20 protein-coding genes are annotated in these 14,070 nt (G+C 71.7%); 10 read left to right on the top strand and 10 right to left on the bottom strand.

Annotated features, from left to right (window positions below; all coding sequences use genetic code 11):
• The first annotated feature begins 231 nt into the window (after positions 1 to 231).
• Positions 232 to 1,005: a M23 family metallopeptidase gene (locus ACTWLT_RS18660; RefSeq protein ID WP_445319477.1), complete on the top strand. Its 774-nt coding sequence runs from the start codon at positions 232 to 234 to the stop codon at positions 1,003 to 1,005.
• A gap of 255 nt (positions 1,006 to 1,260) precedes the next feature.
• On the opposite strand, the gene ACTWLT_RS18655 is transcribed toward ACTWLT_RS18660, so the two are convergent.
• Genes ACTWLT_RS18655 through ACTWLT_RS18640 form a run of 4 tightly spaced genes read right to left on the bottom strand, consistent with a single transcriptional unit; the run spans position 1,261 to position 3,269 of the window.
• The gene (locus ACTWLT_RS18655) at positions 1,261 to 1,404 is read right to left on the bottom strand and encodes a GPGG-motif small membrane protein (RefSeq protein ID WP_007464364.1); all 144 of its coding nucleotides are present in this window, start codon (positions 1,402 to 1,404) and stop codon (positions 1,261 to 1,263) included.
• Positions 1,395 to 2,171: a metallophosphoesterase family protein gene (locus ACTWLT_RS18650; protein ID WP_252419652.1), complete on the bottom strand. Its 777-nt coding sequence runs from the start codon at positions 2,169 to 2,171 to the stop codon at positions 1,395 to 1,397. Before ACTWLT_RS18650 ends, ACTWLT_RS18655 begins: the two co-directional genes overlap by 10 nt.
• 10 nt (positions 2,172 to 2,181) lie before the next feature.
• Positions 2,182 to 2,457 carry a BON domain-containing protein gene (locus tag ACTWLT_RS18645; protein WP_252419653.1) on the bottom strand — a complete coding sequence of 92 codons (276 nt, stop codon included), beginning with the start codon at positions 2,455 to 2,457 and terminating at the stop codon, positions 2,182 to 2,184.
• Positions 2,454 to 3,269, bottom strand: a complete 816-nt coding sequence (locus ACTWLT_RS18640) for a nucleotidyltransferase family protein (RefSeq protein WP_445319476.1) — start codon at positions 3,267 to 3,269, stop codon at positions 2,454 to 2,456. Before ACTWLT_RS18640 ends, ACTWLT_RS18645 begins: the two co-directional genes overlap by 4 nt.
• Here ACTWLT_RS18640 and ACTWLT_RS18635 point away from each other — a divergent pair.
• On the top strand, positions 3,223 to 3,939 hold the full coding sequence (locus ACTWLT_RS18635; RefSeq protein WP_445319475.1) for a nucleoside/nucleotide kinase family protein: 717 nt from the start codon (positions 3,223 to 3,225) through the stop codon (positions 3,937 to 3,939). The genes ACTWLT_RS18640 and ACTWLT_RS18635 overlap by 47 nt on opposite strands.
• Here the strand turns inward: ACTWLT_RS18635 and ACTWLT_RS18630 are convergent.
• Entirely contained in the window at positions 3,924 to 4,616 is a 693-nt protein-coding gene (locus ACTWLT_RS18630; RefSeq protein ID WP_445319474.1) for an SDR family NAD(P)-dependent oxidoreductase, read from the bottom strand. The genes ACTWLT_RS18635 and ACTWLT_RS18630 overlap by 16 nt on opposite strands.
• A gap of 132 nt (positions 4,617 to 4,748) precedes the next feature.
• On the opposite strand from ACTWLT_RS18630, the gene ACTWLT_RS18625 reads away from it, so the two are divergent.
• From ACTWLT_RS18625 to ACTWLT_RS18610, 4 genes are all read left to right on the top strand, one after another.
• Positions 4,749 to 5,765 carry an NAD-dependent epimerase/dehydratase family protein gene (locus tag ACTWLT_RS18625; RefSeq protein WP_445319473.1) on the top strand — a complete coding sequence of 339 codons (1,017 nt, stop codon included), beginning with the start codon at positions 4,749 to 4,751 and terminating at the stop codon, positions 5,763 to 5,765.
• A 76-nt stretch (positions 5,766 to 5,841) separates the two neighbouring features.
• On the top strand, positions 5,842 to 6,756 hold the full coding sequence (locus ACTWLT_RS18620) for a MurR/RpiR family transcriptional regulator (RefSeq protein ID WP_252419657.1): 915 nt from the start codon (positions 5,842 to 5,844) through the stop codon (positions 6,754 to 6,756).
• Positions 6,753 to 7,709: an N-acetylmuramic acid 6-phosphate etherase gene (gene murQ, locus ACTWLT_RS18615; protein WP_252419658.1), complete on the top strand. Its 957-nt coding sequence runs from the start codon at positions 6,753 to 6,755 to the stop codon at positions 7,707 to 7,709. The genes ACTWLT_RS18620 and murQ overlap by 4 nt, the downstream gene beginning before the upstream one ends.
• A 454-nt stretch (positions 7,710 to 8,163) precedes the next feature.
• Positions 8,164 to 9,114, top strand: coding sequence for a sigma-70 family RNA polymerase sigma factor (locus ACTWLT_RS18610; protein ID WP_252419659.1), 951 nt, complete (start codon positions 8,164 to 8,166; stop codon positions 9,112 to 9,114).
• A gap of 72 nt (positions 9,115 to 9,186) precedes the next feature.
• On the opposite strand, the gene ACTWLT_RS18605 is transcribed toward ACTWLT_RS18610, so the two are convergent.
• A complete protein-coding gene (locus tag ACTWLT_RS18605) occupies positions 9,187 to 10,164 on the bottom strand; it encodes a C40 family peptidase (protein ID WP_445319472.1) in 978 nt (325 codons plus the stop codon).
• 541 nt (positions 10,165 to 10,705) lie between these two features.
• Here ACTWLT_RS18605 and ACTWLT_RS18600 point away from each other — a divergent pair.
• A complete protein-coding gene (locus ACTWLT_RS18600) occupies positions 10,706 to 11,188 on the top strand; it encodes a DUF6232 family protein (protein WP_252419661.1) in 483 nt (160 codons plus the stop codon).
• Positions 11,189 to 11,228: 40 nt separating this feature from the next.
• Here the strand turns inward: ACTWLT_RS18600 and ACTWLT_RS18595 are convergent, their stop codons facing one another.
• Both ACTWLT_RS18595 and ACTWLT_RS18590 read right to left on the bottom strand, forming a co-directional pair.
• Positions 11,229 to 11,555: a DUF3817 domain-containing protein gene (locus ACTWLT_RS18595; RefSeq protein WP_252419662.1), complete on the bottom strand. Its 327-nt coding sequence runs from the start codon at positions 11,553 to 11,555 to the stop codon at positions 11,229 to 11,231.
• Between the two features lie 26 nt (positions 11,556 to 11,581).
• Positions 11,582 to 12,016 (bottom strand): hypothetical protein, encoded by a 435-nt coding sequence (locus ACTWLT_RS18590; protein ID WP_445319471.1) that lies wholly within the window; start codon positions 12,014 to 12,016, stop codon positions 11,582 to 11,584.
• Between the two features lie 130 nt (positions 12,017 to 12,146).
• Between ACTWLT_RS18590 and ACTWLT_RS18585 the strand changes: the two genes are divergently transcribed.
• The 3 genes from ACTWLT_RS18585 to ACTWLT_RS18575 are packed head-to-tail and all read left to right on the top strand — an operon-like array spanning position 12,147 to position 13,415.
• Positions 12,147 to 12,494: a DUF6158 family protein gene (locus ACTWLT_RS18585; protein WP_252419664.1), complete on the top strand. Its 348-nt coding sequence runs from the start codon at positions 12,147 to 12,149 to the stop codon at positions 12,492 to 12,494.
• Entirely contained in the window at positions 12,494 to 12,829 is a 336-nt protein-coding gene (locus tag ACTWLT_RS18580) for a hypothetical protein (RefSeq protein ID WP_252419665.1), read from the top strand. The genes ACTWLT_RS18585 and ACTWLT_RS18580 overlap by 1 nt, the downstream gene beginning before the upstream one ends.
• A gap of 46 nt (positions 12,830 to 12,875) precedes the next feature.
• Positions 12,876 to 13,415 (top strand): DUF1360 domain-containing protein, encoded by a 540-nt coding sequence (locus tag ACTWLT_RS18575; protein ID WP_445319470.1) that lies wholly within the window; start codon positions 12,876 to 12,878, stop codon positions 13,413 to 13,415.
• 53 nt (positions 13,416 to 13,468) lie between these two features.
• Here ACTWLT_RS18575 and ACTWLT_RS18570 read toward each other — a convergent pair whose 3' ends face one another.
• Together ACTWLT_RS18570 and ACTWLT_RS18565 are read right to left on the bottom strand one after the other, a co-directional pair.
• Positions 13,469 to 13,663 carry a hypothetical protein gene (locus ACTWLT_RS18570; RefSeq protein ID WP_252419667.1) on the bottom strand — a complete coding sequence of 65 codons (195 nt, stop codon included), beginning with the start codon at positions 13,661 to 13,663 and terminating at the stop codon, positions 13,469 to 13,471.
• Between the two features lie 23 nt (positions 13,664 to 13,686).
• Positions 13,687 to 13,920 carry a hypothetical protein gene (locus ACTWLT_RS18565; RefSeq protein WP_445319531.1) on the bottom strand — a complete coding sequence of 78 codons (234 nt, stop codon included), beginning with the start codon at positions 13,918 to 13,920 and terminating at the stop codon, positions 13,687 to 13,689.
• Positions 13,921 to 14,070: the final 150 nt, after the last annotated feature.

The raw sequence follows: 14,070 nt of genomic DNA, 5'->3' as shown, positions 1-14,070 counted from the left end.
GCGCGGTCGTGCTCGATGACCCGTCGCCGGTCCGATTGGGCGTGCACACATGTAAGCGCTTGCATCGGGTCCGGTCCACCCCCTGTCAGACACGAGCGAGTAACAATCCAGAAACCTCCGGGCTGCCTCGTGGGCGCGCTCCCGGGCCAGATCTTCGACTCTTTCGAAGAATGACGATATCTGTCAGGCTGAGCGCACCACATCGAAGGTTTTCGACATAGGAGGAGCTGCATGCGTAAGCGGTGGATCAGCCTGCTGGTGACGGGTCTGCTCGTCGGGGGAGTCCTGGCACCGGCGAGCCCGGCGCTGGCCGCGCCGACCTTCAAGGTGCCATTCCCGTGCGGTCAGTCCTGGTCCGGGCAGACCCGGTCGGATCACAGCCCGGCGTACGCCGTCGACTTCAACCGCACCGACGACCTCGGCGATCCGGTGGTGGCCAGCGCGCCCGGCACCGTCGACCGGGTGACCGACCTCGGCGGCACCAGCTACGGCAAGTACGTCCGGATCAACCACGGTGGCGGCTACAGCACCTACTACGCCCACCTCAACGGTTTCAACGTCTCGGTCGGGCAGACGGTCGCCTACGGCAAGGTGCTCGGCTGGGTCGGCAGCACCGGCGGCTCCACCGGCCCGCACCTGCACTACGAGCAGCGCCTCAACGGCGCCGACATCCAGGTCCGGTTCAACGGCACCCTCGCCCTCTACTGGGGCACCAAGTCCTACAGCAGTGACAACGGTTGCAGCTCGGGTTCCGGCAACGGCACGGTCGACACCAGCGGCACCGCGTTGACCGTCCGCTCCGGCCCCGGCACGGGGTACGCCGCGGTGGGCACCGTCGCCGACGGCACCCGGGTGACCATCTCCTGCCAGACCAGCGGCACCACGGTCACCGGCACCTACGGCACCAGCTCGATCTGGGACCGGATCGGCAGCGGCCGCTACATCGCCGACGCGTACGTGTACACGGGTCACGACGGCTACATCCCGAACGTGCCCCGCTGCTGACGGGACAGCGACCACGGTTCCCGGCGGGCGGCGCCGCCGGGGACCGGTCGGTCAGGCGTTCAACCGCCAGATCGACGGGGGCGGCGCCGCCGCCCGGCCCGGGCAGGGCTCGCCCGGTGGGGCGCGGCGTCTCCGCCGGATGATCAACTCCTGGACAGCAAGGCGCCGGGGTCGCTGCGGCCGATGCCCCTGTCGGGAGGACGGAGCTTCGGTCGCGGCGACCCCGGCGGGTCCCGGTGTTACGAGATGCGAACGTCAATTGAAGATGCTGACACCACCCGGGCCGACCAACAGCCCGACGACGATGAGGACGATGCCCCACAGGATCTGCCGGCGGAACAGCGCGAGAATGCCGGCGACCACGAGTACGACTGCGAGAATCCAGAGAATCAGCTCCATGACCTCTGACTACCCGAGCTGCCGATCGGGGAAACCTGGTCGGTGTCCAGTTGATCGCCGACGTGGAACACGCTGTACGCCTGCTTGATCACCGGGTGCGCGACGTTGCGGACCCGTACGCCGCCGGGGGTGGTGCCACGCTCGGTGCCGGCGTGCGCGTGGCCGTGCAGGGCCAGCGCGGTGGGGGCGGAGTCGATGGCCTGCCCCAGCTGGTACGAGCCGAGGAACGGGTAGATCTCCAGGGGCTCGCCGGCCAGCGTGTCCGGCACCGGTGAGTAGTGGGTGAGCGCGACCAGCATGTCGCAGTCGAGCGAGCGCAGCGCGGTACCGAGCCGCTCCGCGCTGTCGTTGGTGGTCCGGACGAACGCCTTCATCTCCGGCTCGCCGAAGTCGCTGGCGCACCGCCCGGCGAACCCGCCGCCGAAGCCCTTGACGCCGGCGATGCCGAGCCGGCCGCCGGCGCAGTCCAACACCACGCCGTCGCCCTCCAGCACCGTGATGCCCGCGTCCTCGAGCACCTTGACCACCTGCGGCACCTGGTCGCACTGGTGGTCGTGGTTTCCCAGCACGGTCACCACCGGCACGGCCAACCCGCCGAACTCCTGCGCCACGCAGCGCGCCTCGGCCTCGGTGCCGTGCCGGGTCAGGTCCCCGGCCAGCAGCAGCACGTCGGCGCAGTCCGGCAGTTCCTCCAACGCGGGGCGGAACCGGCCGACCACGTCCTCGTCCAGATGCACGTCGCCCACGGCGGCGATCCGGATCACCATGAAACCTCCCTCAGGGCAGTTGCTCGATCTCCGTGGGCGCCTGGGCGCGGATCACCCCGATGTCGCTGGTGATCGGCACGTCCGGGAAGCGCTCCGACACCCGGCGCAGGATCTCCTCGCGCCGGTGCGGGCTCTCCACCTCGCCGTAGAGCACGAGGGCGCGTTCCCGCCGGACCACGGTGATTCCCTGTTCGGCGACGGCGGGATCCTCGGCGAGCAGCCGGTGGATCTCCGCCTCGACGTACTCGTCCGGTGGCCCGGCGCCACTGTCGCGATGGTGGGTCACGGTGTCCCCTCTCCTGCCTGGGTGCCGGTTTCCGGCACCACCTCCAGCCGGTCCAGCAGCACCAGGAACGCCTCGGCGTACGGCGAGTGCTGCGTCTCCTTGCGTACCCGTTCCCAGTCGATCTGCTCCCGCAGCGACCGGGCCAGCGGCAGGCCGCGGGCGAAGTCGCAGTAGTGCTGGGAGAAGCTGAGCAGCTTGTGCACCATCAGCTGGGTGGCGGACAGGACCGGCATGTGGATCGCGTCCACCGGCCGGACGACCGTGTCGGCGAACGTCTCCTCGGTCACCGGCGTCTCGATCGGCCGGTGGATCAGGTCCACCATCCGCCCGTCGTCGAAGACCTTCACCAACCAGTCCTCCGGCGGACGCTCGGCGACGAAGCCCGCGGCCACCAGGGCCTCCAGCGCCCGCTCGACGTCGGCCTCCCGGATCAGGAAGTCCACGTCGTGGTCGCTGGAGTGGCCGCCGTGGGCGTAGACGGCGAAGCTGCCGCCGAGCGCGAACGGAATCTCGGACTGCTTGAGCACGGCGGCGACCTTCTTGAGGGTGTGCACCAGACTCTCGTCCCCGCGCTCAGCCATCTGGGTCTCCCGTCGTCGTGTCGGTGGACAGGCGGTGGTTGGATTCGAACTCCCGTACCCGGCATTCCGGTCGCCCACACCTGGTCGGGTCTCGCTCGGGTGCCAACCGGGATCAAGCACCACAAACCACGCGGAGCCGAAGCGCGCGTCGGATAACCTGTCGAGGGTGGCCAGATCATCGGGGATGCGACGCGGCAGGGCCGGGCTGCGCACCGTCGCCCTGATCGGCATCGACGGTTCCGGCAAGACCACCCAGGCGCACCGTCTGGCCGACGCGCTGACCGCCGCCGGCCGCCCGGCCCGGTACCGCCGCAATGCGAGCGGGCGTCGCTGGCTCGGCCGGCTCGCCCACCGGTTCGGCCGCCCCGACGCGCAGCGACTCGTCGGGCGCGACGGCATGCTGGCGGTGGAATCCGTGCTGCGCTGGCTCGCCATCGCCGCCGCTCTGCTCAGCTGTCTGCTCACCGGCCGGACGGCGGTGATGGACCGCTACTCGGCCTGCCAGTACGCGAGCATCCGCGCCCATGGAGGGCACCGCTGGGAGCGACTGGCCCGCGTCGGCTACCGCTGCTTCCCGACGCCGCAGGTGACCTTCCTGCTCGCCGTCGACCCGGCCGAGGCGTACCGGCGGATCGAGGAGCGCGGCACCGACCACGAGACGATGAGCTGGCTGACCGCGGCCGACACCGCCTACCGCGCCCTGCCCGAGTACCCGACCTTCGTGCTGGTGGACGCGGGCCGCCCGGCCGAGGAGGTGACCGAGCAGATCCAGGCGCACCTGGCGACCTGGTTGCCGCCGGTCACCCGGCCCGACCCGGCTCCTCCGTCGGCCGCCCCGGTGGCGGGGGAGCGGACCGGCCGTGACGCCGCCGGGCCGCTGGTGGCTCAGGCCCGCCCGTAGACCGGGACGGTGGCGCCGCTGGTCGGCGCGGACTCCGCCGACGCGAGGAAGTGGATCACCGGCGCGATCTCGGCCGGGGTCACCCAGCGGGAGTGGTCGGCGTCGGGTTGCGCCGCCCGGTTCGCCGGGGTGTCGATGATGCTCGGCAGCACGGTGTTGCAGCGCACACTGCGGGACCGGTACTCCACGGCGACCGCGTTGGCGAAGGCGAGCACCGCCGCCTTGGCGGTGACGTAACCGGCCGCGCCGGGGAACGGGGCGACCGCCGCGCGGGCCGAGACGCAGACCACCGCGCCGCCTCCGGCCGCCACCAGATGCGGCAGCGCGGCCTGGGTGACCAGGTAGGTCGGCCGCAGGTTGGTGGTGAGCATCCGCTCGAACTCCTCGACCGGCGTCTCGTGCACCAGCCCGCCGCTGGCGTACCGGCCCACCAGGTTGACCACCGCCCGCAGCGGCGCCGTCGGCTCGCCGGACGCGGCCTCGACCGCGCGTGCCGCGCCGGCCGGATCGCTCAGGTCCGCGACCAGCCGGACCGGCCCGTCCGCAGCCGGCTCCGATCCGGGTCGGGCTTCCCGCTCCGGTACGACCACCCGCCATCCGGCCGCCAGGAAGGTGGCGACGACCGCCCCGCCGAGCCCGCCCGTACCTCCGGTCACCAGCACACTGCGATCCGCCATGCGCCTCACGCTAGCGGCCGCTTCGGCCACCGTCAGCCGCCGGCCCGCCGGAGGACGGGCGCGTGGCACCGGGTGCTCTGCCGACAGCAGAGCGGGTTGGTGAACCGCCCGCCGACAGCGCAGCATCGGCGCATGCGGATCCTCATTCTCGGTGGCACCCGGTTCCTCGGCCGCACCCTGGCGCGGCTCGCCGTCGCGCAGGGCCACGACGTGACCTGCGCCGCCCGTGGCGTCTCCGGCACCGCACCGGCGGAAGCCCGGTTCGTGCCGGTCGACCGGGACGACCCGGCCGGCCTGGCGCCGCTGGCCGGCGAGAGCTTCGACGCGGTGGTGGACGTCACCAGCCGGATCAGTCACGCCCGCCACGCGTTGGCCGCACTGGCCGGCCAGGTCGGCCACTGGTCGTTCGTGTCGACGATCTCGGTGTACGCCGACAACACCACCCCCGGCCAGACCGCGGCGGACGCGCCGGTGCTGGCACCCGCCCCGCCGGACGTGGACGGTCCGGTCGGCGCGGACCATCGCTGGTACGGCGAGTGCAAGGTGAGCATCGAGCAGGCGGTGCGGGAGCGGATGGGCGAGGATCGCTCGTTCATCTGTCGGGCGGGGCTGATCGTGGGGGCGGAGGACCCGAGCGACCGTTTTCCGTACTGGGTGCGGCGGCTGTCGGCCGGTGGGGAGATCCTCGCGCCCGGACGCCCGACCGACCGGGTGCAGTTCGTGGACGTCGCCGACCTGGCGGCCTGGTTGCTGCACGCCGCCGAAACCGGCCTCAGCGGCACCTACGATGGCACCGGCCCGGCGATGTCCCGGGCCGACCTGTTGGCCGGGGTGGCCGCCGGGCTGGGCGTCACCGATCCCGTCGTCACGTGGGTCGACCAGGATTTCCTGGTGGCCCGGGACGTACGCGAGTGGTCGGGGGAGCGGGCCCTGCCGCTCTGGGCGCGGCTGCCGGAGTGGGGCGGCCTGATGGACCGGGATGTCCGACCGGCGCGCGACGCCGGGCTGACGATCCGTCCGTTGGCCGACACCGTTCGGGCGACCGCGGCGTGGATGGCAGCAGAACCGGACGCCGTCCGGCAGGGCGGACTCGCCCCGGCGGATGAGGCGGCGGTTCTGGGGGAGTGGCAGGCTGTGCGGGACGGGTGATCCCGGTAGGCGGTACTTTTTCCCACCCCGGCCAGTCATGGTTGACGCTCACGCCTCATGAAAGTAAGTTTCATCCGTGGCGAAGAGTCCGAAGATTTCCGCGAGTCACGAGCCCGGTGGGCTGATCGTCCACATCAGTGGCCTGCTCCCCTCGCTGTCGCCGGCTGAGCAGCGGGTGGCGCGCCTGGTCGTGTCCGACCCGGCCGCCGCCGCCCGGCGGACCATTACCGACCTCGCCACCGCAGCCGAGACATCCGAGGCGACCGTCATCCGGTTCTGCCGGTCGGTCGGCATGGACGGCTACCCGCAACTGCGCATCCGGCTGGCCGCCGAGGCCGCCCGCCGGATCGAGCCACCGGACGCCCGGGTGGTCGGCGGTGACATCCCGCCCGGCGCCGATCTCGCCCAGATCATCGCCACCATCGCGTTCAACGACGCACGCGCGGTGGAGGAGACTGCCGAACAGCTCGACCCGGCCGTCTGTGAGCAGGTGGTCGAGGCGATCGCCAACGCCGGACGGATCGACATCTACGGCGCCGGCGCCAGCGGGTTCGTCGCCTCCGACTTCCAGCAGAAGCTGCACCGCATCGGCCGGATCGCCTTCTACTTCCCCGACGTGCACACCGCGCTGACATCCGCCGCCCTGCTCGGCCGCGGCGACGTGGCGATCGGCATCTCGCACACCGGCACCACCTCCGACGTGATCGAGGTGCTGGAGCAGGCCCGGACGAGGGGCGCCGCCACCGTGGCGCTCACCAACTTCCCGCGCTCACCGATCACCGACGTGGCCGACTTCGTGCTGACCACCGCCGCCCGGGAGACCACCTACCGGTCCGGCGCGACGGCCAGCCGGTTGGCCCAGCTGACCGTGGTCGACTGCCTCTTCGTCGGGGTGGCCGCGCGCAACCGGTCCCGGGCGCGCAAGGCTCTCGAGGCGACCGCGGAGGCGGTCCAGTCGCACCGGGTGGGTGCCAACCGGAGGCGAGGATGACGGCCGGCGCGGTGGAGCCGGACGAGGACATGCCAGCACCTCCCGCCCGCCCGGTTGTCCGGGTGGGCGCCCCCACCGAACGGCGCAACCCGCTCAGCGTCGACCTCGACCTGATGTCGACCCGGGACGTGCTCACTGTGATCAACGAGGCCGATCGGCGCGTTCCGGCCGCGGTCGCCGCGGTGCTCGACGAGATCGCCGCCACGGTCGACCTGGCGGTCGCGGCACTGCGTGGCGGCCACCGGGTGCACTACTTCGGGGCCGGCACCTCCGGGCGGCTGGGTGTGCTGGACGCCGCCGAGCTTGCCCCCACCTTCAACTCGCCCCGGCACTGGTTCTGCTCCCACCTCGCCGGAGGCCCGGACGCGATGTGGCGTGCCGTGGAGGACGCCGAGGACGACGAGCCCGGCGGCGCGGTCGAGGCGGCCGGATGTGTGCGCGCCGGGGACCTCGTGGTCGGTTTGGCCGCCAGCGGGCGCACCCCGTACGTCCTCGGGGCGCTCGCCGCGTCCCGCGCCAAGGGCGCCTCGACGGTGCTGCTCTGCGCCAATCCGGAGGCCGAGGCGGCCCGGTCGGTCGACGTGTTCATCGGGGTGGACACCGGACCCGAGGTGGTCACCGGGTCGACGCGGATGAAGGCGGGCACCGCGCAGAAGTTGGTGCTCAACACGTTCTCCACCGCCGTCATGGTGCGCCTGGGCCGGGTCTACTCGAACCTCATGATCGACATGGTGGCCACCAACGCGAAACTCCGCGGGCGAATGATCTCGATACTGGTCGAGGCCACCGGCTGCTCCGAGGAGATCTCCCAGCGGGCCCTCACCGAGGCCGACGGCGACCTGAAGACCGCGCTGGTCTCGCTGGTCTCCGGCGCCGAGGTGGCCGCCGCCCGGGCCGCGCTGGCCCGCTCCGCCGACCAGGTACGCGGCGCCCTGGCCCTGCTCTCCTCCTAGCGCCCACGCCCCTACCGGAGGATGGGAAGCGAACGGGGCTCCGGATTGTTCATCTGGGCGGGGGGTAATACCACCCCCGTGGATGAACCGACCGGTCCACCGGTGCGTATCTGGCAGTGACCAGGATCGCAGCGTGGTGGTGACCCGGGTCGCTGTGCCCCCGCGGCGGGCGGTGTTGCCATGGTTGCGGGCGTTCGGCGATCCGTCGACCCGCCAACCCGTACGAGGTGCCCAGCGGCGAGCCACCCGACGGGGTGCTGACAGCAAACGTGGACCGTGCTCTCAGCTACTACTCAGGCATTCGTGACACTTTCGACTCAGTACATGGAATCCCCGACACGTCTCATCTGTTGTGTAGGTGTCAGCACTGGTGGGCACAGCGGAAGTTACCGGGGAAGGGCTGACGGACGTGGGGACGGCAAGGAACCGGGCAACCGGCGCGAGCGAGGGGACCGTGGGCAACGTGGACAAGAACATCGGCATGCGGACCGACCAGGTCGCCGAGGAGCGCGACCTCGTCGGTGTCTACCTGCACGAGATCTCCCGGACGCCACTGCTGGACGCCGCTCGGGAGGTCGATCTCTCCAAGGCGATCGAGGCCGGCCTCTACGCTGAGCACCTGCTCGGTGAGGACAGCGTTCCAGCCGGTGTCGACCGGGATGACCTGGAGCGGCTGGTCGTCGAGGGTGAGCGCGCGAAGGACCTCTTCATCCGCGCCAACCTGCGACTGGTCGTGTCGATCGCCCGCCGTTACGTGCGCTCGGGCATGCCCATGCTGGACCTGATCCAGGAGGGCAACACCGGCCTCGTCCGGGCGGTCGAGAAGTTCGACTACGAGCGTGGCTACAAGTTCTCCACCTACGCCACCTGGTGGATCCGCCAGGCGATCAGCCGGGCGATCGCCCAGCAGGAGCGCACCGTGCGGCTGCCGGTGCACCTGGTGGAGGACGTCAACCGGATGCGCAACGTGGCCCGCCAGCTCACGCGTGAGCTGGGCAGCGACCCGGAGCCGGAGCAGATCGCGGCAGCCCTCGGCGTCACCGTCGAGCGGGTGAACGAGCTGCGCCGCTGGTCGCAGGACACCGTCTCGCTGGACACTCCGGTCGGTGACGACGGCGACACCAGCCTCGGCGACCTGGTCGCCGACAGTGACGCCCCGTCGCCGGAGGATATCGTCCTCTCCGGGTTGGAGCGGCAGCGCATCGAGGGGCTGCTGAACCACCTCGACGACCGGTCGGCGGGCATCATGCGGGCGCGCTACGGGCTGGAGGACGGTCGCGAGCACTCGCTCACCGAGGTCGCGTCCCGGTTCTCACTCTCCCGGGAGCGGATCCGGCAGCTGGAGATCCAGGCCCTCGGCCGGCTCCGTGAGCTGGCCCGCGCGGAGGGGCTGCAGGCAGCCTGACCTGGTAGTAATGACGGCGAGAGGCCGGCGTCCGATAGGGGGACGCCGGCCTCTCGCCGTGTCAGGTGGGGGCTAGCGGACCCGGCCGTAGCCCTGGATGGGCATCATGTTCATGCCCCGCTTGAGCACGTTGCGGCCGGCGCTGGGGGCGTCGATCACCTGCCCGCCGCCGACGTAGAGGGCGACGTGCCCGAGTCCGTTGTAGAAGATGAGGTCTCCGGGGCGTAGGTCGCCGCGGCTGATGTGGGCGACCACGCCCCACTGCATCCGGGTGTTGTGTGGCAGCGACTTCCCGGCCGCCCGCCAGGCCGCCGACGTCAGCCCGGAGCAGTCGTAGCCGTTCGGTCCGTCGGCTGCCCAGACGTACGGCTTGCCCAGTGCGCCGAAGGCGTAGCGCACCGCGGCGCCGGCGTCACCGGCGACGGCGGGTACGTTCGCGGCCTCGGCCGCAGCCGCCCTGGGCTCGGGCCGCTCGGTGGCCGCCCCGTACGCCTGCCGGCGCAGCTCGTACAGCTTGGACAGGTCCTTCTCGATCTGCTTCTTGGCCGCCGTGAGCTGGCGGGCCTGCGCGGCCTGCCGGGTCAGCGTGGCGTCCAGGCGGCTCTTCTCGTCGAGCAGCCGTTGCTGGTTGGCGGTGAAGCCGGAGATGCGTTCCTGCCGCTGGCGGGTGAGTTGGTCGAGCGTGCCGAGCCGGTCCAGCAGCGCGGCCGAGCCGCCGGGGCGCAGCAGCGCGTCCGCGGTCCGTAGGCCACCACTCTTGTACGCGGTCGTCGCCAGCTCGGCGACGTCGGCCCGGCTCTGCTCGACCTGCTGTTCGAGCGGGCCGATGCGGGCCTGTAATCGGGCTGCGGAGGTCTTGTTGGTTTTGATCTCCTCGGTGAGCTTGTTGTACGACTCGACGACCCGCTCCAGCTCGGCCGAGGACGTCTCGATCCGGCGGGTCAGGTCGGCGGGTGACGGCTCCGCGTAGGCCACCGCCGTCGGGGCGATGAGCGCGGCCGACATGCCGGCCAGAGCCATGGTGCGCAGCAGGTTTCTCAGGGATGACAAGAGCGGAAGGCCCCTCTCCCACGGCCGCCGTCGGGCTGCTGACGCCCTCGGCGACACCGGCCGGGGCCATCCGGGCGGACGGCGCTGGGCCGGACCGGCCTGCCCAACCTAACCCGGGACGGTTGTCGCCCGCAGTTGAAGCAGGGTCGAATGTTGGCGAAGTGACGGGAAGTGGTCCCTGCGGCTGGCGTCTCCACGGTGGCTGCCGACACCCACTGAGACCTCTCGGCTTGACGCCCTTCCTCCGGTTTGCGTGTTATGCGAGCTTCGTCGTTGTCGGCGTATGCCGCCGGATACCAGTGCGCCATAACCGATAAAACCTGAAATGGATGCTGTTTCTTGGCGATGTCTCCGGCAGGAGTGAACTGTCGGGAGCTTGTAAATGAGCCGGCGGACTGGCGGTGCCCCAACACAATGAAGGCCGGAGCCGGGAATCCCGTCGATCGGCAGCGGTGCCTCTGACCAGCGATTCCGCCCGGCCAACCGCCCCACGGGAGGAACCGTGAATCGTGAAGGCGCAACGACGCGACCGCAGCGAACGGTGCCCGGCGCCCGATCGACCCTGCTGTACGCGCGTCCCGGCATCATCGTGACCGTCGACCGGTTCACCGTCGGCCGGACCAGTTACCTGGTCGCCGACCTGACCCATCTACGCACCACCCGCGGCCCCCACGACCGCATCGCCGTCCGGGCCGTCGCCATCACGGGCAGCATGATCGGCGGCGTCGGGCTCCTGCTCGGCTTCACCGGCGGCCTGCAACGGCTGACGGCCGGGGCGTACCTCATCCTCGGGGCGGTGTTCCTGCTGCCGGCGGCGCTGGCCCTGGTCGGTGACCGCTGGCGGCCACCACCCTACGAGCTGTGGGGATGGCACCGGGGGGCCGAGATGCTGCTGTTCAGCGCCGACGACGAGCGGCAGTTCGGCCAGGTCACCCGGGCGCTGCTGCGGGCTCGGGAAGTGAACCGGTACGGCGGCTGGGTGGACCCGCTCGCCTCGGCCGACCCGTGGCGGCCCAGCCGCTGACCCGGAGCCGGGTCGGCCCTGCGGGACGTCGGTCGGACGCTCAGCCGGCGACCGGCTCCGGCGTACGCTCCGCCGGGCGGGCCAGCCACCCGGTGACCCGGCGCTCGGCGTAGAACGAGACGAACGGCACGGTGCCGGCCAGCATCACCAGGAGCATCCGCTTCAGCGGCCAGTCGGCCCGGCGGCTCAGGTCGAACGCGGCCACCAGATAGATCATGTAGAGGAAGCCGTGCGCCGGCCCCACCGTCTCCACGACGACCGGGTTGTCGAACGCGTACTTCAGCGGCATGCCGATCACGACCAGCAGGATCAGCACCACGCCCACGATCCAGGCGATCACGCGGTACCGGGTAAGGGCTGCGCCCACCTTCGTCCGTCCTTCCGAGCCCCGGCTCAGCCGGGATAGTCACCGGGCCGAGCGCCCGGATTGGCGTTCAACCATGACAGGTAGTGGTTGTAGGCGGCCAGGTCCGTGTCCTCGACGGCCTCGCCGGCGGCCGGCACCCGGGCAACCCGCACCGGTCGGCGCACCGCCGGTCGGGCTCCGGCGGTCACGGCCGGTGCCGGCTCGTCGGCCGACGCGTCCGTCAGGTCGGCCGGCGGCTCGGCGGCCGCCTCGGCGTTCCGGCGGGCCAGCCGCACCTCCCGCCACCAGACGTAGACCACGAAGCCGGCGAAGACCGGCCACTCGACCGCGTACCCCCAGCTCAGGCTGTTGCCGGCGGTGGCCCGGCTGATCTGCCACCAGCCCAGCCCGAGGAAGCTCACGACCAGCACGACCATGGCCACGTGACGCGCGATCCACGCCGGGGTCCAGAGCCACCTCATGGCATCGAGGGTACCGGGAAGGGCGCCGCTCTCCGACACCGTGTCGTAGTTGTCGCGTGGCCGGGATGGTTTGGCGTCACCCGGTGTGGGCATCCGTCTAGACGCCAGCCCAAACGAGACCAGGGGGGCGATGATGACCGGATCGGTACGCGAGGACGGCTTTCCGTCCAACGGCAGCACTGACATGAGCCCGGAGCAGCGGGTGCCCGAGTGGGGCGGTGACCACCTCGCCGACCCGGCGGGCGTCGGCCCGGACCTCGACGACGGCGACCTGCTCGGCGTCGACCCGACGGAGCTGACCGACGAGGATCTGATCCGCGAGATGCACAGCCTGCACCGCACCCGGTTGGACACGCTCCGGCACGCGGCGGACTCCGCGCTCGCCAACCATCTGCGGCGCACGGCGGAACTCGAAACCGAGTACCTGGCCCGTCACCCGGGCCGGGAGGTCGACCCGAGCCGCCTGCGGGACGCGTGATGCCGGCGCGCGCGGTGCGCGGCATGTCCGCGCCGCCCGAGGTGGTCTTCAACACGGCCACCGATCCCGCCCGCGCGTCGGCGTGGCTGCCGGAGCCGCTGCGCGGCGACGGCAGCCCCGCCGCCGAGATCAGCGGTGAGGAACTGCGGGCCCGCTGGGGCGACGGCCACGACGCCGACTGGTCCGCCGAGATCCGGGTGGAGCCGGCGGACTCCGGCGGCGCCCGCATCCAGCTCGACCTGGCCGGCGGGTCCGACGAAGATCCGGACCAGCTGGCCGACGAGGCGCTGAGCAACCTGGCCCGCGAGGTCGCCGACAACCTCCAGGCCGGCTGACACCGCCGGACGGCCGCTTTCGCACCACGACACAGGAGGAGACCGGGTGAGCGACACTGGCCTACGACAGAAGGCGGCGCGGCTGCGCAGGGCGTACGCGCCGCACGAGCACCGCCCGCTCGGCGGCTACCTGGCGGCGATGGGCACCTACGCCGGGGTTGCCGGGGCGCTGGCCGGCCTGGTCAAGGTGACCGGACGGCCCGTGCCCGAGCGTCCCGCCACCGCCGACGTGGTGCTGCTCTCCATCGCCACGCACAAGCTCAGCCGGCTGCTGTCCAAGGACGCGGTGACCAGCCCGCTGCGGGCGCCGTTCACCCGGTACGACCACCCGATCGGCAGCGGTGAGGTGATGGAGCAGGTCCGCGACTCGGGCAGCTCCACCCGGCACGCCATCGGCGAGCTGTTGAGCTGCCCGTTCTGCCTGGCGGTCTGGGTGGCCACCGGGCTGACCGGGGGCCTGGTGCTCGCGCCCCGGCTGACCCGGCTGGTGGCCACCGCGCTGACGGCGGTCGCCGCGTCCGACTTCCTCCAGATGGCGTACGCGACGGCCCAGCAGGCCGCCGAGGGTGGGCACGACGACGACTGACGAGTGGACGCGCGAAGGGGGCCGGCAGACACCGGCCCCCTTCGTCGTACGCCTCAGCGCTGCATGCCCGACCAGCCGTGCGGCGACTCCGGCTCCCGTTCGTCCTCGTCCGCCCCGGTGATGATCTCCCGATCCACGGCGGTGCGGTCGTGCTCGTTGGCGAAGTCCGGCTCGGGGGTGGTGTCCCTGCCCTTCGGGGGCTGACCCAGCGCCGGCACCTTCTCGTCGTGGTCCTCGTGGTGCGTCATGTCGGTGTCCCTTCTGCGGTCGCTCACGCGACGGAGCCGCCCAGCAGGTCGCTGGCCTCGTCCACCGCGTACTCGCCCTCGGGTAGCGCGTCGATCCGGGCGAGCAGGTCCGCCGGGAGGTCCGCGGCCACGGCCCGTCGGTAGATCTCCGCCTGCGTGACCCGCTCCTGACCTCGGTAGATGTCGTTGAGCAGGTCGTCGAGGGTCTGGGTGTCCGGCTCGTCGGCCACGGGTGCGTCGTCGGTCACGCTGATCAGCTACCCGGGTCGGAATCGGTCAAACGTCGCGCCGGTGGCCCACGTGCCGACAGCGCCGTCCGTACGACATCCGAGACCCAGTACAGACAGCGCCGCCCCCGGCCTTGTGGGCCGGGGGCGGCGCTGGTGTCGGTGTGCAGGTCGCCTCTC

The sequence above is a fragment of the Micromonospora yongxingensis genome (assembly GCF_052601155.1).
Note: the sequence above shows the minus strand (reverse complement) of the source record. Positions and strands in the feature narration are given on the sequence as shown.